At 65.5% G+C, this 19,679-nt stretch carries 21 protein-coding genes and 1 riboswitch; of the genes, 8 read left to right on the plus strand and 13 right to left on the minus strand.

What is annotated here, in order from left to right; translation table 11 throughout:
* Positions 1 to 40 precede the first annotated feature (40 nt).
* From EAE28_RS06645 to metZ, 4 genes are all read right to left on the minus strand, one after another.
* Positions 41 to 1,489, minus strand: coding sequence for a TrkH family potassium uptake protein (locus EAE28_RS06645; RefSeq protein ID WP_127105045.1), 1,449 nt, complete (start codon positions 1,487 to 1,489; stop codon positions 41 to 43).
* 31 nt (positions 1,490 to 1,520) lie between these two features.
* Complete coding sequence (locus EAE28_RS06650) at positions 1,521 to 2,480, minus strand: 1-phosphofructokinase family hexose kinase (protein ID WP_127105046.1); 960 nt, start codon at positions 2,478 to 2,480, stop codon at positions 1,521 to 1,523.
* A gap of 84 nt (positions 2,481 to 2,564) precedes the next feature.
* Positions 2,565 to 3,668, minus strand: a complete 1,104-nt coding sequence (folE2, locus tag EAE28_RS06655; RefSeq protein WP_127105047.1) for a GTP cyclohydrolase FolE2 — start codon at positions 3,666 to 3,668, stop codon at positions 2,565 to 2,567.
* Positions 3,669 to 3,769: 101 nt separating this feature from the next.
* Complete coding sequence (gene metZ / locus EAE28_RS06660; protein WP_127105048.1) at positions 3,770 to 4,969, minus strand: O-succinylhomoserine sulfhydrylase; 1,200 nt, start codon at positions 4,967 to 4,969, stop codon at positions 3,770 to 3,772.
* A 61-nt stretch (positions 4,970 to 5,030) separates the two neighbouring features.
* Positions 5,031 to 5,107: riboswitch (SAM riboswitch) on the minus strand.
* A 180-nt stretch (positions 5,108 to 5,287) separates the two neighbouring features.
* Here metZ and EAE28_RS06665 point away from each other — a divergent pair.
* Positions 5,288 to 5,725: a hypothetical protein gene (locus EAE28_RS06665; protein WP_127105049.1), complete on the plus strand. Its 438-nt coding sequence runs from the start codon at positions 5,288 to 5,290 to the stop codon at positions 5,723 to 5,725.
* Between the two features lie 10 nt (positions 5,726 to 5,735).
* On the opposite strand, the gene EAE28_RS06670 is transcribed toward EAE28_RS06665, so the two are convergent.
* The gene (locus EAE28_RS06670; RefSeq protein WP_127105050.1) at positions 5,736 to 6,338 is read right to left on the minus strand and encodes an inner membrane-spanning protein YciB; all 603 of its coding nucleotides are present in this window, start codon (positions 6,336 to 6,338) and stop codon (positions 5,736 to 5,738) included.
* Between the two features lie 367 nt (positions 6,339 to 6,705).
* Here EAE28_RS06670 and EAE28_RS06675 point away from each other — a divergent pair, with 367 nt between their 5' ends.
* The gene (locus EAE28_RS06675; protein ID WP_246022295.1) at positions 6,706 to 7,089 is read left to right on the plus strand and encodes a lysozyme inhibitor LprI family protein; all 384 of its coding nucleotides are present in this window, start codon (positions 6,706 to 6,708) and stop codon (positions 7,087 to 7,089) included.
* Between the two features lie 38 nt (positions 7,090 to 7,127).
* On the opposite strand, the gene EAE28_RS06680 is transcribed toward EAE28_RS06675, so the two are convergent.
* Positions 7,128 to 7,643: a cytochrome b gene (locus EAE28_RS06680; protein WP_164736564.1), complete on the minus strand. Its 516-nt coding sequence runs from the start codon at positions 7,641 to 7,643 to the stop codon at positions 7,128 to 7,130.
* A gap of 96 nt (positions 7,644 to 7,739) precedes the next feature.
* On the opposite strand from EAE28_RS06680, the gene EAE28_RS06685 reads away from it, so the two are divergent.
* Positions 7,740 to 8,264: a GNAT family N-acetyltransferase gene (locus tag EAE28_RS06685; RefSeq protein WP_127105052.1), complete on the plus strand. Its 525-nt coding sequence runs from the start codon at positions 7,740 to 7,742 to the stop codon at positions 8,262 to 8,264.
* 9 nt (positions 8,265 to 8,273) lie between these two features.
* Here the strand turns inward: EAE28_RS06685 and EAE28_RS06690 are convergent, their stop codons facing one another.
* Positions 8,274 to 8,621: a RidA family protein gene (locus EAE28_RS06690; RefSeq protein WP_127105053.1), complete on the minus strand. Its 348-nt coding sequence runs from the start codon at positions 8,619 to 8,621 to the stop codon at positions 8,274 to 8,276.
* 136 nt (positions 8,622 to 8,757) lie between these two features.
* Here EAE28_RS06690 and EAE28_RS06695 point away from each other — a divergent pair, with 136 nt between their 5' ends.
* Both EAE28_RS06695 and EAE28_RS06700 read left to right on the plus strand, forming a co-directional pair.
* Positions 8,758 to 9,492 carry a glycosyltransferase family 25 protein gene (locus EAE28_RS06695; RefSeq protein ID WP_127105054.1) on the plus strand — a complete coding sequence of 245 codons (735 nt, stop codon included), beginning with the start codon at positions 8,758 to 8,760 and terminating at the stop codon, positions 9,490 to 9,492.
* Between the two features lie 15 nt (positions 9,493 to 9,507).
* Positions 9,508 to 10,185: a nitroreductase gene (locus EAE28_RS06700; protein ID WP_127105055.1), complete on the plus strand. Its 678-nt coding sequence runs from the start codon at positions 9,508 to 9,510 to the stop codon at positions 10,183 to 10,185.
* Between the two features lie 4 nt (positions 10,186 to 10,189).
* Here EAE28_RS06700 and EAE28_RS06705 read toward each other — a convergent pair whose 3' ends face one another.
* A complete protein-coding gene (locus EAE28_RS06705; protein ID WP_246022296.1) occupies positions 10,190 to 10,909 on the minus strand; it encodes an alpha/beta fold hydrolase in 720 nt (239 codons plus the stop codon).
* A gap of 95 nt (positions 10,910 to 11,004) precedes the next feature.
* Here EAE28_RS06705 and EAE28_RS06710 point away from each other — a divergent pair, with 95 nt between their 5' ends.
* Positions 11,005 to 11,454: an NUDIX domain-containing protein gene (locus EAE28_RS06710; RefSeq protein ID WP_127105057.1), complete on the plus strand. Its 450-nt coding sequence runs from the start codon at positions 11,005 to 11,007 to the stop codon at positions 11,452 to 11,454.
* 131 nt (positions 11,455 to 11,585) lie between these two features.
* Here the strand turns inward: EAE28_RS06710 and EAE28_RS06715 are convergent, their stop codons facing one another.
* The 5 genes from EAE28_RS06715 to argH all read right to left on the minus strand — a co-directional run bounded on the left by EAE28_RS06715 (position 11,586) and on the right by argH (position 17,291).
* Positions 11,586 to 14,093, minus strand: coding sequence for a DUF4175 domain-containing protein (locus EAE28_RS06715; protein ID WP_127105058.1), 2,508 nt, complete (start codon positions 14,091 to 14,093; stop codon positions 11,586 to 11,588).
* Positions 14,094 to 14,102: 9 nt separating this feature from the next.
* Positions 14,103 to 15,368: a diaminopimelate decarboxylase gene (lysA, locus tag EAE28_RS06720; RefSeq protein ID WP_127105059.1), complete on the minus strand. Its 1,266-nt coding sequence runs from the start codon at positions 15,366 to 15,368 to the stop codon at positions 14,103 to 14,105.
* A gap of 107 nt (positions 15,369 to 15,475) precedes the next feature.
* The gene (locus EAE28_RS06725; RefSeq protein WP_127105060.1) at positions 15,476 to 15,787 is read right to left on the minus strand and encodes a DUF2834 domain-containing protein; all 312 of its coding nucleotides are present in this window, start codon (positions 15,785 to 15,787) and stop codon (positions 15,476 to 15,478) included.
* Complete coding sequence (locus tag EAE28_RS24325) at positions 15,784 to 15,906, minus strand: hypothetical protein (protein WP_281279580.1); 123 nt, start codon at positions 15,904 to 15,906, stop codon at positions 15,784 to 15,786. Before EAE28_RS24325 ends, EAE28_RS06725 begins: the two co-directional genes overlap by 4 nt.
* A complete protein-coding gene (argH, locus tag EAE28_RS06730; protein ID WP_164736565.1) occupies positions 15,903 to 17,291 on the minus strand; it encodes an argininosuccinate lyase in 1,389 nt (462 codons plus the stop codon). Before argH ends, EAE28_RS24325 begins: the two co-directional genes overlap by 4 nt.
* A 141-nt stretch (positions 17,292 to 17,432) precedes the next feature.
* Between argH and EAE28_RS06735 the strand changes: the two genes are divergently transcribed.
* Positions 17,433 to 18,266: an EAL domain-containing protein gene (locus tag EAE28_RS06735; RefSeq protein ID WP_127105062.1), complete on the plus strand. Its 834-nt coding sequence runs from the start codon at positions 17,433 to 17,435 to the stop codon at positions 18,264 to 18,266.
* 159 nt (positions 18,267 to 18,425) lie between these two features.
* Positions 18,426 to 19,598 carry an acetyl-CoA C-acetyltransferase gene (locus EAE28_RS06740; protein ID WP_127105063.1) on the plus strand — a complete coding sequence of 391 codons (1,173 nt, stop codon included), beginning with the start codon at positions 18,426 to 18,428 and terminating at the stop codon, positions 19,596 to 19,598.
* Positions 19,599 to 19,679: the final 81 nt, after the last annotated feature.

Raw genomic sequence — 19,679 nt, forward strand, 5'->3', positions numbered from 1 at the left:
GCCGCTCACCTCCCTCTCCAGCGACCCGGAAGTTGCGCATTCAGCCGCGCCAGAAGCGCGGCAGCACCAGCACCAGCACCGCGACCATCTCAAGCCGCCCCATCATCATCGCCCCGATCATCAGCCATTTGGCGAAGACGGGAAACTCGTTCATCGCGCCCGTCGGACCCACTTCACTGCCCCAGGCCGGGCCGACGTTGCAGATCGAGGTCCAGGCAGCCGTAAACGCCGTGCGCATGTCCAGCCCGGCAAGCGACAGAAGAACCGTCAGCACACCGAATCCGACGACAAAGGCAGTGAACATGACCACCACCGACACAACGACTTCTTCATCCAGCCGGCGCCCGTCCAGATGCAGCGGGATCACCCGGTTGGGATAGACCAGCTGTTTGAGCTGCGCCTTGATCGCCTCGAACAGCACCAGATAGCGGAAGACCTTGATCGAGCATCCGGTCGAGGCCGTGCAGGCGCCGATAAACCCGGCCACCACCAGCACAAGGATCGGAAAATCGCCCCAGGCGGACACATCGGCGCTGCCAAATCCAGTCCCCGAGAACATCGACACCACGTTGAACGCAGACTCGCGGAACATGCCCTCGACAGCCGTATCCTCGCGCAGCAGCCGGAAGGCGAAAACCGCGCCGATCGCATAGAGCGTCCAGCGGAAATAGGCGCGGATCTGGATGTCGTTGAACAGGGGCCGGTACGAGCCATTGATGAATTGCAGGTAGCGGATAAAGGGCAACCCGGCCAGCCACATGAAGATCACGCAGACCCAGTGCGCGGCACTGTCATAAAGCGCAAACGAGGTATCACGGGTGGAAAAGCCGCCGGTCGACAGCGTGGTGAGCGCGTGGTTGACCGCGTCAAAGACGCTCATCCCGGTGAGCACATAAGCCGCCGCGCACAGGATGGTCAGACCCGCGTAGATCTGGAGCAGCATCCAGCTGATATCGGCAGCGCGCGGCAGCACCTTGCCCATGGTGTCAAAGCCCTCGGACCGGAAGTGCTGCATCCCGCCGACCTTCATCACCGGCAGAAAGATCAGCGCGACCAGCACGATGCCCAACCCGCCCAGCCATTGCAGGGTCGAGCGCCAGAGCAAAATCCCCGGCGGCATCGCGTCCAGCCCCGTAAACACCGTTGAGCCAGTCGTGGTGATGCCCGACATCGCCTCGAAAATCGCATCGGTCCAGTGGATGTGGTCGAGCGCCATCTCGAAAGGGATGGCACCAAAAACGGGCAGCACCGTCCAGCTGAGCGTGGTGACCAGAAACGACTGGCGCAGCGTGAGCCCCGAGCCCTGGGCATTGGAGGTCGCCAGAATAAGCAACCCGCCCGCGACCACGGTAATAAAGGCGGAAATCATGAACACCCGCCAATCCGGGTTGCCCGCCCAGAAATCGACGATGGCGGGGACGATCATGATCATTCCCAGTGCCGCGAGCAGCCAGCCAATGATGTTCGCAACGGGGCGGATATCGATCATGAGAAACCCTTGGCCGGGAGCCCGGAAACTGTCAAGCGCGCCGCAGGGTACAGCGGGGTGTCAGGGTGGCTGCGTCTTCGGCGCGACACAGTTCGGTGCCCGGCGTCATCACCGCTGCAGCCGCCGCGGCGGTGCCTGCTCGCAGGGCCGTGGCCCAGTCTTCACCCCGCGCCAGCGACAGGCCGAAACCGGCGGTGAAACTGTCGCCTGCGCCGATCCTGGAGACCACAGCAACGTCGGGCGGCTGGCAGTGCAGGCGGGTGTCGGCAGCAGCAAGAACCGAGCCTTCGGCCCCACGTGCGACAACGACGCAGCCCGCAACACCCGCCGCGACCAGTGAGGCGGCGAAGTCGAGGCTGGCCGAGACATCGGGCAGCGGATGCCCGGTGAGGGCCTCGGATTCCGCCTGATCCATGCGCAGGACGGCGGGCATCGCGTCGCTCTCGGGCGCAGCGACGAGGCGCTGCAGGGCGGGGCCGGACGTGTCGATGATAAGCCGCGCCCCTGCGCCCATCTGCCGCGCCAGCGCCTGCGGGAAGCTGTCGCGCATGCCGGGCGGCTGGCTGCCGCTGAGCACGACCACCGCGCCAGGGCCAATCAGCGCCGCCTCTTGCACGATCGCCGCCAGCATCGCGGCTTCCATTGCGGCGTTCCAGTCAGGGCCGGGCATCTGAAAGCGGTATTGTTCGCCGGTTTGCAGATCATTCACCGCAAGGCTCTGCCGTGTTTCGCCGTCCACAGCGACAGTGCGCAGTGACACACCGCTGCCCGTCAGTAGCGCCGCGATCTGCGCCCCCGCCCTACCGCCCAGCGCCGCCAGCGCGCGCGGCTCGCCGCCCAGCTTGGCCGCCGCGCGGGCGACGTTCAGCCCACCGCCGCCGGGCTCGTAGCGCGGCGCGCCCATGCGCAGCTTGGGGCCGGGCAGGACATGATCAACCGCGCCGCTGACATCCAGCGCCGGGTTCAGGGTCACGGTGAGAAGATGGGTCATCGCGGGCAGCGCCAGTCAGGAGACGTTGCCGCCATCCTACCCTTCTGCGCGCCCGCCCGAAAGCCCGGGCGGGCAGTCATGCGATTAACCGACGTGGATCAGCGTCGAAAACAGACGCGGGTCCAGACTTTCGCTGTCAAACGTCGGGCCACGGGTCAGCACGCTGACCGCGTCATGGCTGTGCAGGCTTTCCTGATGGCTGGCAACCACGCGGAAATCCCCAATGCGCGCATCGCCGTCCATCGCCTCGCAGAACAAACGCGCCGCGTCTTCAACGAAGATCGGGTTGGCAGCGTTGAGTTCGGCAAAGGCCTGCTCGTCCTCGCGCTTGACCATGACCTGCGTTTCTGTCGGCACGGCCTTGCGACACAGGTCGATCAGATCCTCGAACCACAGCACGTCGCCCGGCAGCACCTCGACCGAGACGCGCGCGACCGAGCGTTGCGAATGCGGCGTGGCCAGTTGCCCGCGCCCGTAGCGGGCGTGCTCGCTCAGTTCCAGCGAGCAGGGGCAGGTCGAGGAGTAGACGTAGTCCAGATGCAGGAACTGCCGACGGACGCCCGCTTGATCGACCAGCTCCAGCGCAATGTCGTAATACTGCCAGCCCGAAAGACCCGAGCGCAGGCTGTTCATCTTCATCGGGAAGGAAAAGCGCATCTGGATACGGGCATCGACCGTCTCCAGATCGTTGCGATAGTCGTCCAGCGCGGCGGCAATCACCTCGGCGCTGAACAGCTTTTCCGCGTGGCGGTAAAAGCTGCGCATGATGCGCGACATGTTGATGCCCTTCTTGTCCGCCTCAAGGCTGACCGTCCCGGTGACCGAAGCTTGCAGGGTCACAGGCCCGGTCTTGTCACGGGTGCGGAACTGCACGGGCAGACGGAAGTTCGAGATCCCGACATGCTGGATCTGCGTTTTCGCGCCCTTGATCAGGCTGGACGGCCCGTTCTGCAAATCGGGCATCGTGTCTTTATAGGCCGCATCGGGGCGGAAGCTGGCCGGATAAACCCTGTTGAAGTCAGGATAGATCGACTCGTTCGAACCCGTCAGCATGGCGCGCAGACGCGGGTCCAGACCGGCCATATCGCTGTCCGACGCATGTTGAGCATAGGCGCGCAACACGTCGAGCGCGGCCTCAACCTCGATCCGGCCCGGCTCACGGTCCTCGACTGGCGTTTGAATATTCATCCTAGCCCCCCACGACTGGCGCCCGCGTAACCTAAGAGCAAAACGCGGAATTTCAACGTGTATACGCCGCGAGCGCCGCCATGGATCATCCAGACCGACGATTACCCCTGCGACAGCGTCGCATTCAACGATGCGATCAGATCGTTCAGCAGGTCGTCGGCGTCTTCCAGCCCCACGGAAAGGCGAATCAGGCCCGGCGTGATGCCCAGAAGCACCTTTTGATCGGCGGGCAGACGCTGGTGGGTGGTGGTGGCCGGGTGCGTGGCGATCGAACGCGCATCGCCAAGGTTGTTCGAGATCAGGACAACCTGCAGGGCGTTCATGAATACAAAGGCCGCGTCCTTGCCACCTTTGAGGTCAAAGGCAAGCACCGTGCCCGGCCCCGACATGGTCGCCACCGCGGTCGCGTGCTGCGGATGGCTGGGCAGGCCGGGGAACAGGACCGAGGCAATCGCGGGATGGCCTTCGAGCTTTTCGGCCAGCGTCTGCGCCGTGGCGGCCTGCGCCTTGACCCGCAGGTCCAGCGTGGTCAGGCCGTTGAGCAAGACCCAGGCGTTGAACGGGCTCATCGCGCCGCCGGTGTGCTTCATGTAGGGCTCGATCCGGCCGCGGATCACCTCACGCGTGCCGCAGATCACCCCGCCCAGACAGCGGCCCTGCCCGTCGATATGCTTGGTCGCCGAATAGACCACGATGTCGGCGCCGTGCTGAACCGCTTGGCTGAAGGTCGGCGTGGCGAAAGCGTTATCGACCACCACCAGCGCCCCGGCTTTGTGGGCCAGTGCGCAGACTTTCGGCAGGTCGATGACCTCAAGCGTCGGATTTGACACGCTTTCCAGAAAGACCACCTGCGCGGGCGTGGCCAACGCGGCCTGCCATTGCGCCAGATCGCGCCCATCGACGAACTCGACCTTGACGCCGTAGCGGCCCAGCACTTCCTCCAGAACATAAAGGCACGAGCCAAACAGCGCCCGGCTCGCCACGACCCGGTCCCCGGATTTCAGCAAGGCGGTCAGCGCGCCCGACACCGCCGCCATGCCGCTGGCGGTGGCAAAGGCGTCTTCAGTGCCCTCGATGGCGGCGATACGGTCCTCAAAGGCGGCGGTGGTCGGGTTGCCATAGCGCGCGTAGATGAACTCATCCGCGCCCGACTTGATGAACCGCGCCTCGGCGGTTTCGGCGTCGGGATAGGCAAAGCCCTGAGTGAGATAAATCGCCTCGGCCATTTCGCCATACTGGCTGCGCCGGACGCCACCATGCACCGCGATGGTGCGCTTGTTCCATTTGCTCTGCGGGTTCATGAGCTCTGCCCCTCTGCGGTCACGCCGCGCTGTCCGAAACCGGCACGAGGGGGCCTGTCGCATGCGACGCGGCCCTGCCTCTTTAGCGGTTTCTTTATTGTGGGCCGCAAGCCGGCACAAAGCCCCACATGGGGGATCGCATAAGCCCAAAACCCGGTTCAGGTCAATGCTGGCGGCGCTCCCGCGCCGCATTTCGGTCCTTTTGCGCCAAAAGCCTGACCCGACATCGCCCTGCAATCACCCGCGACCTGCCCCCGAATCGCCCGTTTTGGCCCGTTAAACAGAGAGACGAGAAAAGAACAGCGGGAATAGATGGCTATGAAAACCACACAACACCCCTTCTTTCGAGACGAGTTCGGGGGCACGTCGGTCAACGCAATCGCGCTGTCGGCGTCGGTGTTTGCGGCGGCTGTGTTCGGCTTTGGGCGGGTGATCGACAATGCGCAGGCCCAAACCGCCATGCAGACCGAGGTCGCGCTGACCCTGCCGCTGGCCGACCTGCGCATGACCGACCCGGCCCGCGCCGAAGTGCAATCTGCCCTGCGCGCGATGAGCGCGACCGATCTCAGCCTGACCTACGCCCGGATCGCCGCCACGTTCCGCGACTATATCGGTCAGGATGACCTGTCCGTCGCCCGAGCGCTGGTGGACTATGCCGTGCTGGCCGAGGCCGAGCTCGTCAGCCGCAACATCCTGCGCCCTTCGGGCACCGAAAGCGCGCGCGAGATGCTGACGACCTACGAGCTGGTTTTGTGATCCGGCGGGCTCAACGCTCGCCGATCCAATGCTTTTCGATCAGCTTGTAGTTGGCCATCAGGAAGACGAACATCACCGCCATCTGGCCGAACGTGTCCCACAACACATAGGTATCTGTCGAAAAATTGCGCCAGACGACTTCGTTCATCGCGGCGAAGGCAATGAAGAACCACGCCATCCGGCGGGTGAGGATCATCCAGCCCTCGCGGTCCAGCGGCAACGCCTGATCGAGCACAAACGCCAGCCACGACTGGCCGCGCCACAGGCCGATGAACAGCAGGATGCCGAACAGGCCAAAGATGAAGGTACTCTTCATCTTGAACACCCGCTCGTCGTTGAACAGCACCGTACCCAGGCCCAGCACAATCACCAAAATCAGCGTGACCACCTGCATCCGGCTGAGCCGCCCGGTCAGCAACCGCATGGTGATGGTCGAGGCAATCTGCAGCGGCACGAAAGCGATGACCGCCACAACGAAACCGGCATACTCGCGCCCGGCCAAGACCACGGTCGCATCGCGCATCCACAGATAGACGCCCAGGAACACCAGCAGCGGTCCGAATTCCAACAGCTGCTTGACCAGCGCCGAGGGTTGCTTGCGGGGTTCGGACATGGGGACTCCAGCTGAGATTTCGGCGCCATGTGACCCGAGAGAGGCCCCCAATGCAAGGCTGGCCGGATCACGGGTACGTCGGGGGGCTGCTCGCCCCCTCGCTAGAAGAGGGAGCACGCTCCCCCTTCTGGACTTCCCCCGTGGATATTTTCAGACAGAAAATGAAACAAGGTTAACGAACCCTTATCATCTGTCTCCAAATATCCTGGGGGGTGAATTCGGCGCCAGCCGAAGAGGGGGGCAAGGCCCCCCTACCCCGTCACACCCACGTGAGCGTTTCGAGCGGCGCAAGCGGCCAAGAGTATAGGCCTCGGCGCCGAGGCAGGGTACACTGCAACGCACCGCTCAGCCACCAAAGGACCGCGTGATGCGCCTTCTCAGCCTTACCCTGATTGCCTTTGCTGTCCCGGCCGCCGCACTGGCCGATCCGACGATGGAATGCCCGGGCGCCAGCCAGATCGAGATCGGGGCCTGTGTCACCGATACGCTCGCTGCCGTGGATCTTGCGATCGACAGCGCGCTCGGCTTCGCGCAGGCCTCGGCGCAGGAACTCGACAGCGCCACGGGTCGCCCCGTCACCGTCCCTGCGCTCGATACCGCACAGGCGGCGTGGAGCGCGTGGCGGGATGCTCAATGCGACTATGTCGGCACGACCTACAGCGGCGGCTCGGGCACCGGGATCGCGATCACGGCGTGCAAGATCACGCTGGGCCGGGACCGGGTCGATCAGCTGATGGAGATGGTGCGCTAAGAGGGAACGCCCGGCGCAATACGCCGGGCTCCCCCCCGTCAGCGCATCCGCGCGATCAGGTTGTCGCGCAGCACGAACTGGTGGTAGAGCGCCGCCGCGATATGGATCGCAACCAGCCCAAGGGCGATGTTGAACAGCACGCCATGCACGTCCCCCAGTTCGGTGAAACCCGCGAACCACGCCGCCATGCCGCTCAGCGGGATCGCCAGCAGCACCAGGTAGAGCAGCCCGTGCACCGCCGAGGATGCCTTGGCCAGAAGCGGGTGCATGCCCACAACAGGGGCCGGAGCCCCCTGCGTTACCCGAACGATCAGGCGCAGAACCGTCAGCACCAGAATCGCGATGCCGGTATACACGTGGATCTGAGACCCCAACGCTGGGGTCACCGCGTCACCACCGCCTTCGGTAAGCGCATCCCAGACGGCAACCATCGACTCATGGCTGAAGAAGCTCACAAAGAGCAAGAGCAGCGTCAGCCAATGAAGGGCCCGCTGGGTGAGACTGTATTTCGAGACCAAAGCAGACATCATCATTCCCTGTGTTGTAAAATCCACGCTGGCTGTCCTACGGTGCAGCTGCAGCATTCCGTCGTGCTTGCGGTAGCCTCGCCCACAGCGAACGCCTATCCCACCCGAGTTTGAGACGCGTTAATGACCGCCAAATCCACCGCCAGTCTTGTCTGTCGCAAAGCCACACTGGCCGATGCCGAGCCCGTCGCACGCTTTCATGTCGCCGTCTGGCACGAGACCTATCGCGACATGGCCCCGCCCGAGGCTGTCGCGCAGCTCGGCTTCGAACGGCGGCTCACTGCCTGGCGTGAGTCGCTTGCTGATCCCGATCCCCGCCGGGTGACGGTGATCGCAGAGCAGAACGGGCAGATTATGGGGTTGGTGAGTGTCGGTCCAACGCAGGCACCACTCTATGCCGGGCGCGGCGAGATCAAGCATCTCTATGTTAGCCCCGATGCACGACGGCTCAGTCTGGGCGCCATGCTGCTGGCCGAGGGCCGCAAGGCGCTGGCGCGGGCCGGATTTCCCGGCGCGGCCCTTGGCGTGGTGCGCGAAAACGCCCGCGCACGGGCGTTTTATGCCGCCCAGGGCGGGCGAGAGATCGGCAGCTTCACCGATCCCGGCCCGCTGTGGCGCTCGGATATGATCCTGATCGCCTGGGACTAAGCTGCCCGTTCAGCGCGCGGCGGTGACGATGAACTCGACGCGGTAATACGGCGTCGCCAGTTTCGCTTCACCCGTGGCGCGGGCCGGCGGGTTGGCCGGATCGACCCAGCTATCCCAGACCGCGTTCATCGCGCCGAAATCGGCGATGTCGGCCAGCCAGATCGTCGTCGTCAGGATGCGTGACTTGTCGGTTCCGGCCAGCGCCAGCAGGCGGTCAACCTCGGCCAATGCGTATTTTGCCTGAGCGGTCACGTCGTCGCCTTCGCCGACCTGACCGGCAAGGTAGACCATGTCGCCGTGGACAACGGCTTGGCTCATGCGGGTGCCGGGTTCGTGGCGGGTGATCGGGCTTGTCATGGGTGTCTCCAAAGCTGACAGATGCCGCGCCTGTGTTCCACGCCGCCCGCGCCGCTGCAAGAGCCTGCCCGGATCGCCGGTTGTATCCGCCTCGGGCGCGCGGCAAAAAGGGCCAACTGCGCAACGGAAGGCGTCCATGAGCGATTCTCCTGCCGCGAAGGCCTTGCTTGAGACCTTCGGCCACATCGTCATCATCAACCTGCCCGAGCGTCAGGACCGTCGCCGCGCCATCGAAGCTGAGCTGAGCAAAGCGGGCATCGCTCCCGGCCATCCGGCCGTGACATTCTTCCGCGCGATCCGCCCCGAAGAACCCGGCGGCTTCCCGGCAATCGGGGTGCGCGGCGCGTTTCTCAGCCATCTTGGCGTGATGGAGATGATGCTGGCAAAGGGCTGGGACCGCGTTCTGGTGCTTGAAGACGACATGGCCTTCGCCCCCGGCGCGCTGACCCGCCTGCCGATCGTGGCGGCGGCGCTGAGCACGCGCGACTGGGGCATCCTGTACGGTCATCCCGGTGACCGCCCCCAGCACACACCCGCCGCGGACGCACAGGGCCTGATCACCCTGCCCGCCGATCTGGCCCTTATCCAGCTGCATTTTCTGGGCCTGACCCGTATGGCCGCCGCGCAGATGGTGCCACAGCTGCAAGCGATGCTGACCCGGGAACCCGGCAGCGCCGACGGCGGACCAATGCATGTCGACGGCGCGCTCAACTGGATCCGCCGCACAACTCCTGACCTGATCGCGCTCGCCGTCTCACCCGCCGTCGCCATTCAGCGCTCGTCGCGCTCGGACATCGCCGCCGCGCGCTGGTTTGACCGCCTGCCCGTCATCCGCACCCTGACGGGCCTGCTCCGCCAGATGCGCGCTTGAAAACCGGAGACTTCCATGACTTCGCTTGACCCCACCGCTTTTGACGCCGTGGTCCGTGCCCGCCACTCGGTGCGCGGCTACCGGCCCGAGCCAGTTGCAGACGCCGTGATCGACGCCGCCTTCCAGACCGCACTCTGGGCGCCGTCCAACTGCAACGTGCAGCCGTGGTCGGTGCATCTGGTCTCAGGCACGCGGCTGCGCCGATTGGGTGAGGCGATGATCGCGCAGGCGCAAAGCGGCAAGCCCGCGCCGGATGTGCCGATGGACACCGCGTACCGCGATGAGTTTCGCAAACGCCAGATCGGCTCAGCCGTGGCACTTTACGGGGCCATGGGCATCGCGCGTGACGATCACGCCGGGCGCACGGCAGCGTTTCTGCGCAACCTCGATGCTTTTGGCGCGCCGCACGCAGCCTTTGTCTTCCTGCCCGAAGGCTTCGGCACGCGCGAGGCGGCGGATCTGGGCGGCTTTGTGCAAACCCTGATGCTGGCGCTGACGGCACAGGGACTGGGCAGCTGCGCTCAGGGCGCACTGTCGCTCTATCCCGATGTGATCCGCGCCGAGCTTGGCCTGACCCCCGGTCCGCAGCTGATGTGCGGCATCGCCTTTGGCTATGAAGACCCCGATCACCCGGCCAACACCGCCCGCACCGACCGCGTTTCGCTGGCGGGCATGGTTACCCGCCACACCTGACTTTTCAGCCTGCCTGACGCTGCGACAGCTTGCGCAATGCGCTGGGCAGGGTGATGTTGTGGTCGAACACCCCGTTGCGCAGGTATTCCAGCACTTCGGCCATGGCGACCGGGTTCATCATGATCAGCGTGTGCGAGGCATTGATGACGATATGATCGCGCATCCCCTCCACCCGCGTGCTTTCCACTGACACCGTGCCATCGCTCGGCCCGTTGATCACCGCCGCGCCCAAAGGGTTGATCGGCACGTTCCCGGCGATCACGCCCAGATCGAAATCCACCGGAGGCAGCTGGTTGGGCACCGATTGCGCACCCGTGCCCAGCTCATGCGTCGCCGGACCGTTGAAGAAGGTGGCGATGTCGCGCAACACGCTGTTGCTGTCCAGCGTATCGACGATCTCGGACCCGTGGTTCGGCGGGGCCAGCATGACCACGTGACCCAGGTTCTCGGGATGCGCCTGCGCCAGCCAGGCCCGCACAAGGATGCCGCCCAGCGAATGGGTGACGAAATGCATCCGCTCGGCGCCGCACAGCGCCGCCGATTCGCCGACATAGCGCACCAGATCTTCAATGGGCGCATCCTCGGACGGGTAACCCTCGTTGATCACGCGGTAGCCGTGAAACTCCAGCACTTCCTGCAATACCAGCATCGACGCTTCCGACCGCGCCAGCCCGTGCAACAGCACGACGCACTCGGCGCGGGCCGTGGCGGGAAGCAGCATCATGAGAAGGGCAAGAGCGCGCATGCGGGGCAGTATAACCCTCGCCATGCGTTTGCAAAAGCGACAGAGTGCAGATGCGGCAATTCACGAGGGACACGATGACGCGAGGCCCCAGATTGGCCGCCCGGGCGGTGATCCTGCGCGCGGGGCGGCTGTTGATCGTCAACGCCTATCCCGGCGATCAAAGCGACCTGTGGTGCGCGCCCGGCGGCGGCGTCGAAAAAGGCGCCTCGCTCCCCGACAATCTGAAGCGCGAGGTGTATGAGGAAACCGGCCTTGCCATCCGCGTCGGAGCGCCCTGCCTGATCAACGAATTCCACGACCCCGACAGCGGCTTTCATCAGGTCGACCTCTACTTCCGCGGACAGGTCATCGGCACGCCCACCAGCGCCGACTGGACCGACCCCGAAGGCGTCGTCAACCGCCGCCGCTGGGTCACGCCAGACGAGCTGCGCAGCCTGCGCTTCAAGCCCGACAGCCTGATCGACGTCGCCTTCCAGCCCCAAACTGCCCCCCTTTACGACCCGCTCGAACTGATCGTGCGCTAATAATCAGACGCGCCTCAACTTTATGCCCTAAATATCCCGGGGGTAGGCCGTCAGGCCGTAGGGGGCAGCGCCCCCTGCGCGGCGCGAAGGCCCTCGATGGGCCTGAGCGCCGCCCCCCCGCTCTCGCCGCCTCAATAGGGCTCGATCAGCCGGTTCAGATAATCCCGCTCGGTCTCGGGCCGCTCCCGCTCGGCCGAGCGGCGGCGGATCTCGTCCATCAGTTCGCGCGCACGCTCGCGCGGATCGAGGCCCGGCAAGCCCTGACCGAACTGCCCGTTCTCGCCGTTCGGCCCCATCTCGCGGCCCAGCGGGTCGCGGCCCTGCCCCTGGCCCTGCGCGGTGTCCGCCTCGCCCTCGACGCCCTGCTGCTCGCGCTGATCGGCGGCGGTGGCGTCGCGGAACTCGCGCAGGCCTTCGCGCAGCGCTTCCAGCGCCTCAGCCTGCCGTTCCAGCGCGCCGCGCATGTCGCCGTCTTCCAGCGCCTGCGCCGCGCCTTCCATCGCACGGTCGGCATCCTCGAGCGCCTGCAGCCCGGCCTCGCCCTCGGCCGTGCCTTCGCCCGGCAGCTCGCTCAGCTGTTGCTCGCGCAGCTGTTCGCGCAGCTGGCGCTGGCGCTCGGCCAATTGCCGCATCGCCTCTTCCTGCCCCGGCTGCTGGCCTTGCTGCTGATCTTGCTGGCCGTTGTCACCCTCTTGTCCCGGCTTGGTCTCTTGCCCGAACTGGTCCTGCAGCTGCTGGAAGGTCTCGTCCGCCAGCCCCTGCTGGTCACCCAGCGTGTCGCCCAGCCCCTCCATCGCCTCGCCACCGGGCATCGGATCGCCGCCCTCGCCGCGCTGCATCTGCAGGTTATCGAGCAGGGCGTTCAGCTGCGCCATCAGCGCCGCCGCCTCGTCCATGCGGCCCTCTTCCATGAGCTGCTGGATCTGGTCCATCATCTCCTGAATCTGACTTTGCGAGACCGCCTGCCGCTCCTGGTCGCCCCCCTGATCGCGCTGGTCGCCGCCCTGATCGGCGGGTTCGGCCTGTTCGGCCAGCATTTCCATGTAGTCGCGCGTCGCGTCGCGCAGCTCGTCCATCAGTTCCTGCACTTCCGCGGGATCGGCGCCGTTCTGCATTGCCTCGTCCAGCCGCTCGCGGGCGCGTTGCAGCCGTTCACGGGCGTTGGCCAGCTCGCCTTCTTCGATCAGCAGCGCCAGTTCCCACAGCCGGCTGGCCAGCTGATCACGGGCCTCGGGCGTGAAGCCGTCATCGGTGGTCAGGCGCGATTCGATGAACTCGACCGCGCCCCGGATCAGGACCGGCGCGCCTTCGTACAGGAACGCGCCTTCCGAGCGGTGCAGCATCGCGCGCATAAGCCCGGCGGCGCGGCGGGCATTGTCCCGGCTCCACAGCAGGTCACGGCGGATTTCGATCAGCGCCTTGGCCGAGGGTTCAAAGAACCGCCGACCGGGCAGTACCACAACCTCGGCGGGGCTGGAGCCGGTCTGGCCCGCCGCATCCGTTGCGTGCAGGACGACCTGCACCGGCAGGTTGGCCCAAGGATGCTGCGACATATCCTCGCGCAGCATCTCGGTGATCTCGGCACGGTTGCCGCTCATCGGCATCGGCAGTTGCAGTCGCAGCGGCTCGCGGGCTTCCGGGTCGATGCTCAGCCCGTGGCGGCGGTCTATGGCGGCCAGATCGAGGGTGATCTCGGCCTCGCCCGCCTGCACGCCGTAATCGTCGCTGGCGGTGAATTCCTGTTCCAGCACCCCGCCCCGCGCGCGGGTCATCGCGCCGGTAGCGCTGATTTCCGGCAGGGCGTCGGGGGCGACGGTGATCTGCCATTCGCGCCCGTTCGGCCCGTCGATGGCCAGCCGCCCGCTGTGGCGCGCGTCGAATTCCAGCGCTTGCCCGGTGTCATCGGACTGCACGCCTGCATCGAGCGACTGCTCGAGCGTCAGCGCGCCCGGCGGGCCGTAAAAGCGCAGCACAACGCGGCTGCCCTGCGGCACCTCGAACCCGTCGCGGTCGATTTCGTTCAGGTACAGGCCGGGCCGCCCGGTGTAAGCCGGGGGCATGATCCACCCCTCCCAGCTAGGCCCGATCGCCGCGCCAGCTGAACCAGCGCCCCTGAGCGGCCCCTGCTGCCCCGGCACCGCAAACAGCAGCGCGACCAGCGCGGCGGTCAGGGCGACCAGCCGCAGCGCGTAGCGGTCGCGCTTGACGAGGTCCGGCTTGGGACCAATCGGGCGGGCCTTGGCCGCGCGCTGCTCCATCCGCCCGCGGTGCGCCGTCCACAACGCTGCAGAAGCCGGATCGCCACCGTTGATCGCCTGAGAATCGGTGAGCGCGGCCAGCGGACGCCCCGGCAAGGTACGGTCCAGTCGGGCAATCGCCTCGGCCCGCGCAGGCCAGCGAAAGCGCCACAGACCAAAGCCCAGCGTCACCACGATGGCCACAGCGAACGCGCCCGCCACCCACAGCGCCGCATCGCCCGGCAGCTTGCCATGCAGTCCAAAGGCCCAAAGCGTCGCTGCGATCAGCGCCAGCGAGACCGGCAGCCACAACGCCCGCACCACCCGTTCCGCCACCATTCCGGCCCGCGTGAGCCAGAGCGCACGCGCGACAGACGCCAGCGGATCGGTCGGTGCCGCCATGAAAACCCCTTACAGCCAGGCCGGTATCGTATCGCGGGCAATCATCTCGTCATAGGAGGGACGCGGGCGGATAACGGCGAAATGATCGCCGTGCACCAGCACCTCAGGGATCAGCGGCCGCGAGTTGTATTCCGACGACATCACCGCCCCGTAAGCGCCCGCCGAGCGGAACGCGACCAGATCGCCCGCTGCCAGCGGCGGCAGGGCGCGCTGCTTGGCAAAGGTATCGCCGGATTCGCAGATCGGACCGACCACGTCGGCAGCGGCCAGCGTGACGCCCGCTTCGGCTTCATTCACCGGCAGGATATCATGATGCGCCCCGTACATCGCCGGGCGCACAAGATCGTTCATCGCCGCGTCGATGATCAGGAAGGCGCGCTCTTCCGCCTCTTTGCGGTAGATCACCTGCGAGACCATCATCCCCGCGTTGCCCGAAATCAGGCGCCCCGGCTCGATCTCGATCTCGCAGTCCAGATCGCCCAGCACCCGCTTGACCATCGCGCCGTAGTCGGTGGGCAGCGGCGGTGCCTCGTTCGAGCGGGTATAGGGAATGCCCAGACCCCCGCCCAGATCCAGCCGCTCGATGGTGTGCCCGTCGGCACGCAGGACGCGGGTCAGCTCGGCCATTTTGGTATAGGCGGCCTCGAACGGGGCCAGATCGGTCAGCTGGCTGCCGATATGCATGTCGATGCCGATAACCTTGATGCCGGGCAGTGCGGCGGCGCGCGCATAGATCTCGCGCGCGCGGCTGATCGGCACGCCGAACTTGTCTTCCTTGCGCCCGGTCGAGATCTTTTCATGCGTCTTTGCATCAACATCGGGGTTCACGCGCAGCGCGATCGGGGCTTCAACCCCCAGCGAGGCTGCAACGGCGGACAGCACCTCAAGCTCGGGCTCGCTTTCCACGTTGAACTGCCGGATGCCGCCCTCAAGCGCCTGCCGCATCTCGGACGCGGTCTTGCCAACGCCGGAAAACACGATCCGCTCGCCCGGAACACCCGCCGCCTTGGCGCGCAGATATTCACCGATGCTCACCACATCCATGCCCGCGCCCAGATCACCCAAGAGCTTGAGCACGGCGACGTTCGAGTTCGACTTGACGGCAAAGCAGACCAGCGAGGGCAGCGGGTCCAGCGCGTCCTTGAACAGCTGGTAATGCCGGGTCAGCGTGGCGCTGGAATAGCAATAAAACGGCGTGCCCACAGCGGCTGCAATGTCCGACATTGCAACATCTTCGGCATAGAGCTGCCCGTCACGATAGAGAAAATGGTCCAACTTCGCCCCCGAATGCGCGCTCGGCGCTTTCACTAAGTCAAGAATTGCGCGCGTCCGCGCGCAGGCACTAAGTCAAGAAATGCGCGCGCAAACGCGCAGGTCCTAAATCAAGAGGTACGCGGCTGCCCACGCAAAAATAGGTACAGCGGCAAACCGCAGCTGACGCCGATCATAAAACACGCCGGGATCGCCAGAAACCCGATCCAGTTGCGGGTGCGGATACTCTCCCACACCACCCAGACGCTCAGCGTGATCGCGGCAATGGTCAGATCCCAGACCAGCCCGGACGAGGCGGCATTGGCATGCCAGGCTTCGATCATCCCGCTGATCGACACGCCATTCTGCGAGAACCACGTCACGAACCAGACCATCGGATGCACCGTGCCCCATACCGCCAGCGCCAGCCAGACCAGCCTCACGAACCAGCCTGCCAGAACGCTGTCAGGTCGATGCCGCCTTCGGCCTCGGGTGGATCACCCGCGCCGCAGGCGCTGAGCAGGGCAAGCCCGGCCAGCGCCGCAAAGAGAGAGCGTTTCATCCCAGGATCTCCTTCCAGCGGGCGACCTGCGCGCGGACATTCGCGGGCGCGGTCCCCCCATAGGAGACACGAGAGCGCACCGAGTTGTCTACGCCCAGCACGGAATACACCTCTTCGGTGATGCCCGAATGCGCCGATTGCATCTCGGCCAGCCCCAGATCGGGCAGATCGCAGCCCTTTTTCTCGGCCATGGCGACCAGTGAGCCGGTGACGTGATGCGCCTCGCGGAACGGCAGGTTCAGGCTGCGCACCAGCCAGTCGGCAAGATCGGTCGCGGTGGAAAAGCCGCTGGCGGCGGCCACGGCCAGCGCGTCCTGATTGGCGGTCATGTCCTTGACCATGCCTTCCATCGCGGCGATGCCCAGCATCAGGTTGTCGGCAGCATCAAAGACCTGCTCTTTGTCTTCCTGCATGTCCTTGGAATAGGTCAGCGCCAGACCCTTCATGATGGTGAACAACGCCACCGTCGCCCCCAGAATCCGCCCCAGCTTGGCGCGGATCAGCTCGGCCGCATCCGGGTTCTTTTTCTGCGGCATGATCGACGAGCCGGTGGTGAAGGCATCCGACAGCCGCACGAAACGGAACTGGGCCGAGGACCAGATCACCAGCTCTTCGGCAAAGCGCGACAGGTGCATGGCGCAGATCGACGCCGCACTCAGGAACTCCAGCGCGAAATCACGGTCCGACACGCTGTCGAGGCTGTTCGCCGTCGGCCGGTCAAAGCCCAGCGCGGCGGCGGTCGCATGGCGGTCGATTGGGAACGAGGTGCCAGCCAGCGCCGCCGCGCCCAGCGGGCATTCGTTCATCCGGCGGCGCGCGTCTTCAAAGCGCGATTTGTCGCGGCCCAGCATCTCGACATAGGCCAGCATGTGATGGCCCCAGGTCACCGGCTGCGCGGTCTGCAGATGGGTGAAGCCGGGCATGACCCAATCCGCCCCGGCCTCGGCCTGCGCCAGAAAGGCGCGCATCAGGCTGTCCAGCCCGGTGACCACGGCATCGGCCTGATCGCGCACCCACAGGCGGAAATCGACCGCCACCTGATCGTTGCGCGAGCGCGCCGTGTGCAAACGGCCCGCAGGCTCGCCGATGATCTCTTTCAGCCGGGCTTCGATATTCATGTGAATATCTTCCAGCGCCGGGCGGAAGGTGAAGGTGCCCGCCTCGATCTCGCCCTGAACCTGCACCAGACCTGCGTCGATGGCCGCGCGGTCCTCGGCGGTGATGATGCCCTGCGCAGCCAGCATCGCGGCATGCGCGCGCGACCCGGCGATGTCCTGGCCATAAAGACGTTTGTCGTACCCGATCGAGGCGTTGATGGCCTCCATGATCGCGTCCACGCCCCCGGCAAACCGCCCGCCCCACATGCTGTTCGCGCCGTCGCTCATCATCTGTCCCCTGAAGTGTTGCGGCGCCGGTATACGCGCGGGGGGCCTGCGGTGCAATCGGCTGGGGCTTTGCTGCGGCGGTTCACCGGCTGTTAACGGCTGGGCGTCAGGATCAGGACTGTTGGAGCAAGGACGCGCGCAATGACCCTCAGACCGCCCACAGACCTGCCCGTCGACGGCATGGAAAGCCCGCTTTCCGTTGCCGACCGGCTCAGGCGGGAAGAGACCATCACCATGGTGCGCCGCGCGCTGGATGAGCGGCGCGGGCGGCTGGCCTTTCAGCCCGTGGTGCAGGCGCGCATGACCAACCGCGCCGCCTTCTATGAGGCGTTCATCCGCATTCTGGATGAGCAGGGTCGGGTCATCCCCGCGCGCGATTTTGTCGGCGCGGTTGAAACGCATGAACTGGGTCGCCGCATCGACTGCCTTGCGCTGGAAATGGCGCTGGCGGCGCTGGCGCAGGAACCGTCGATCCGCCTCAGCGTAAACATGTCCGCCCGCTCTATCGGCTATGCGCAATGGCTGGCGGTGCTGGAGCGGGGGCTCAGGGCCGCACCCGATGTGGCCGAGCGGTTGATACTGGAGATCACGGAAAGCTCGGCCATGCTGATGCCGGATCTGGTGACGGTTTTCATGTCCGACATGCAGGCGCGCGGCATCTGCTTTGCGCTCGATGATTTCGGCGCGGGCTATACGGCGTTCCGCTACCTGAAGGACTTCTATTTCGACATCATCAAGATCGACGGCCAGTTCATCCGCGGGATTGCCCATGACCCTGACAATCAGGTGCTGGCGCAGGCGCTGGTGTCGATTGCCCGCCACTTCGACATGTTCACCGTCGCCGAATCGGTCGAAACCGAAGAGGACGCGCGATATCTGGTCGATATTGGCTTCGACTGCCTTCAGGGCTATTTTTACGGCGTCCCCACGACCGAGGCACCGTGGCTCACATCGCGTCTGGCGAAACAGGGATGATCCGCTGTCGGTTGCGCTACCCGGTGTCGCTAACGTCGCAAAATATGGCGGCTTGCCTCTCATTTCCGCACTGCGGCATTGATTTGAATAGGGGGCAGGCGTAAACCTTCGCCCAGTTGCGGGGCCCCGTTGGCCACGCCCAACGCGAGAGGATCCCCAATGACCAACGTCGTGATCGTATCCGCTGCACGCACTGCCGTGGGCTCATTCAATGGCAGCTTTGCCAATACGCCGGCCCATGAACTCGGCGCCGCGGTGATTGAGGCGGTCGTTGCCCGCGCCGGTATCGACAAGGCCGAGGTCTCGGAAACCATCCTGGGTCAGGTGCTGACCGCCGGTCAGGGCCAGAACCCCGCCCGTCAGGCTGCCATCATGGCGGGCCTGCCCATCGAAGCCGCCGCCTGGGGCATCAACCAGGTCTGCGGTTCGGGTCTGCGCGCCGTCGCGCTGGCCGCGCAACATGTCCAGCTTGGTGATGCGTCCATCGTCATCGCCGGTGGTCAGGAAAACATGTCCATGTCGCCCCATGTCGCGAACCTGCGCGCGGGCCACAAGATGGGCGATTTCAAGTTCATCGACTCGATGATCAAGGACGGTCTGTGGGACGCTTTCAACGGCTACCACATGGGCCAGACCGCTGAGAACGTCGCCGAACAGTGGCAGATCAGCCGCGAACAGCAGGACATCTTCGCCGTCGCCAGCCAGAACAAGGCTGAGGCCGCGCAGAAAGCCGGTAAATTCGTCGACGAGATCGTCCCCTTCCTGATCAAGACCCGCAAGGGCGAGACCAGCATGGATGCCGACGAATACATCCGCCACGGCGCCACCATCGAGGCCATGCAAAAACTGCGCCCGGCCTTCACCAAGGACGGCTCGGTCACCGCGGCCAACGCCTCGGGCCTGAACGACGGTGCTGCCGCCGTGATGGTGATGAGCGCCGAGGAAGCCGAAAAGCGCGGCCTGACCCCGCTGGCCCGCATCGCGTCCTACGCCACCGCTGGTGTCGACCCGTCGATCATGGGCGTCGGCCCGATCCATGCCTCGCGCAAGGCGCTGGCCAAAGCCGGCTGGGACGCCGCCGATCTGGATCTGGTCGAGGCGAACGAAGCCTTCGCCGCGCAGGCCTGCGCCGTGAACAAGGACATGGGCTGGAACCCCGACGTGGTGAACGTCAACGGCGGCGCAATCGCCATCGGTCACCCGATCGGTGCCTCGGGCGCGCGCATCCTGAACACGCTGCTGTTTGAAATGCAGCGTCGGGGCGCTAAAAAAGGTCTGGCCACGCTGTGCATCGGCGGCGGCATGGGCGTTGCCATGTGCCTTGAGCGGTAAACACCGCAAAATTTCGCTTAAGACGCGGATGGGCGGGCGCAAGAATATTGCGTCCGCCCTTTCTATTGGGTAACAGAATTT

Source organism: Pararhodobacter zhoushanensis (assembly GCF_003990445.1).
Lineage (GTDB): Bacteria > Pseudomonadota > Alphaproteobacteria > Rhodobacterales > Rhodobacteraceae > Pararhodobacter > Pararhodobacter zhoushanensis.

Excerpts from the sequence above, each read along its gene's own strand:
- EAE28_RS06650 (WP_127105046.1), bottom strand. The coding sequence starts at position 2,480 with ATGACCCATCTTCTCACCGTGACCCTGAACCCGGCGCTGGATGTCAGC.
- EAE28_RS06705 (WP_246022296.1), bottom strand. The coding sequence starts at position 10,909 with ATGATGCTGCTTCCCGCCACGGCCCGCGCCGAGTGCGTCGTGCTGTTG.
- EAE28_RS06695 (WP_127105054.1), top strand. The coding sequence starts at position 8,758 with ATGAGCGATTCTCCTGCCGCGAAGGCCTTGCTTGAGACCTTCGGCCAC.
- EAE28_RS06665 (WP_127105049.1), top strand. The coding sequence starts at position 5,288 with ATGAAAACCACACAACACCCCTTCTTTCGAGACGAGTTCGGGGGCACG.
- EAE28_RS24325 (WP_281279580.1), bottom strand. The coding sequence starts at position 15,906 with ATGAAACGCTCTCTCTTTGCGGCGCTGGCCGGGCTTGCCCTGCTCAGC.
- EAE28_RS06690 (WP_127105053.1), bottom strand. The coding sequence starts at position 8,621 with ATGACAAGCCCGATCACCCGCCACGAACCCGGCACCCGCATGAGCCAA.
- EAE28_RS06645 (WP_127105045.1), bottom strand. The coding sequence starts at position 1,489 with ATGATCGATATCCGCCCCGTTGCGAACATCATTGGCTGGCTGCTCGCG.
- EAE28_RS06670 (WP_127105050.1), bottom strand. The coding sequence starts at position 6,338 with ATGTCCGAACCCCGCAAGCAACCCTCGGCGCTGGTCAAGCAGCTGTTG.
- folE2 (WP_127105047.1), bottom strand. The coding sequence starts at position 3,668 with ATGAATATTCAAACGCCAGTCGAGGACCGTGAGCCGGGCCGGATCGAG.
- EAE28_RS06735 (WP_127105062.1), top strand. The coding sequence starts at position 17,433 with ATGACCCTCAGACCGCCCACAGACCTGCCCGTCGACGGCATGGAAAGC.
- metZ (WP_127105048.1), bottom strand. The coding sequence starts at position 4,969 with ATGAACCCGCAGAGCAAATGGAACAAGCGCACCATCGCGGTGCATGGT.
- EAE28_RS06740 (WP_127105063.1), top strand. The coding sequence starts at position 18,426 with ATGACCAACGTCGTGATCGTATCCGCTGCACGCACTGCCGTGGGCTCA.
- argH (WP_164736565.1), bottom strand. The coding sequence starts at position 17,291 with ATGAGCGACGGCGCGAACAGCATGTGGGGCGGGCGGTTTGCCGGGGGC.
- EAE28_RS06710 (WP_127105057.1), top strand. The coding sequence starts at position 11,005 with ATGACGCGAGGCCCCAGATTGGCCGCCCGGGCGGTGATCCTGCGCGCG.
- EAE28_RS06685 (WP_127105052.1), top strand. The coding sequence starts at position 7,740 with ATGACCGCCAAATCCACCGCCAGTCTTGTCTGTCGCAAAGCCACACTG.
- EAE28_RS06715 (WP_127105058.1), bottom strand. The coding sequence starts at position 14,093 with ATGGCGGCACCGACCGATCCGCTGGCGTCTGTCGCGCGTGCGCTCTGG.
- EAE28_RS06700 (WP_127105055.1), top strand. The coding sequence starts at position 9,508 with ATGACTTCGCTTGACCCCACCGCTTTTGACGCCGTGGTCCGTGCCCGC.
- EAE28_RS06675 (WP_246022295.1), top strand. The coding sequence starts at position 6,706 with ATGCGCCTTCTCAGCCTTACCCTGATTGCCTTTGCTGTCCCGGCCGCC.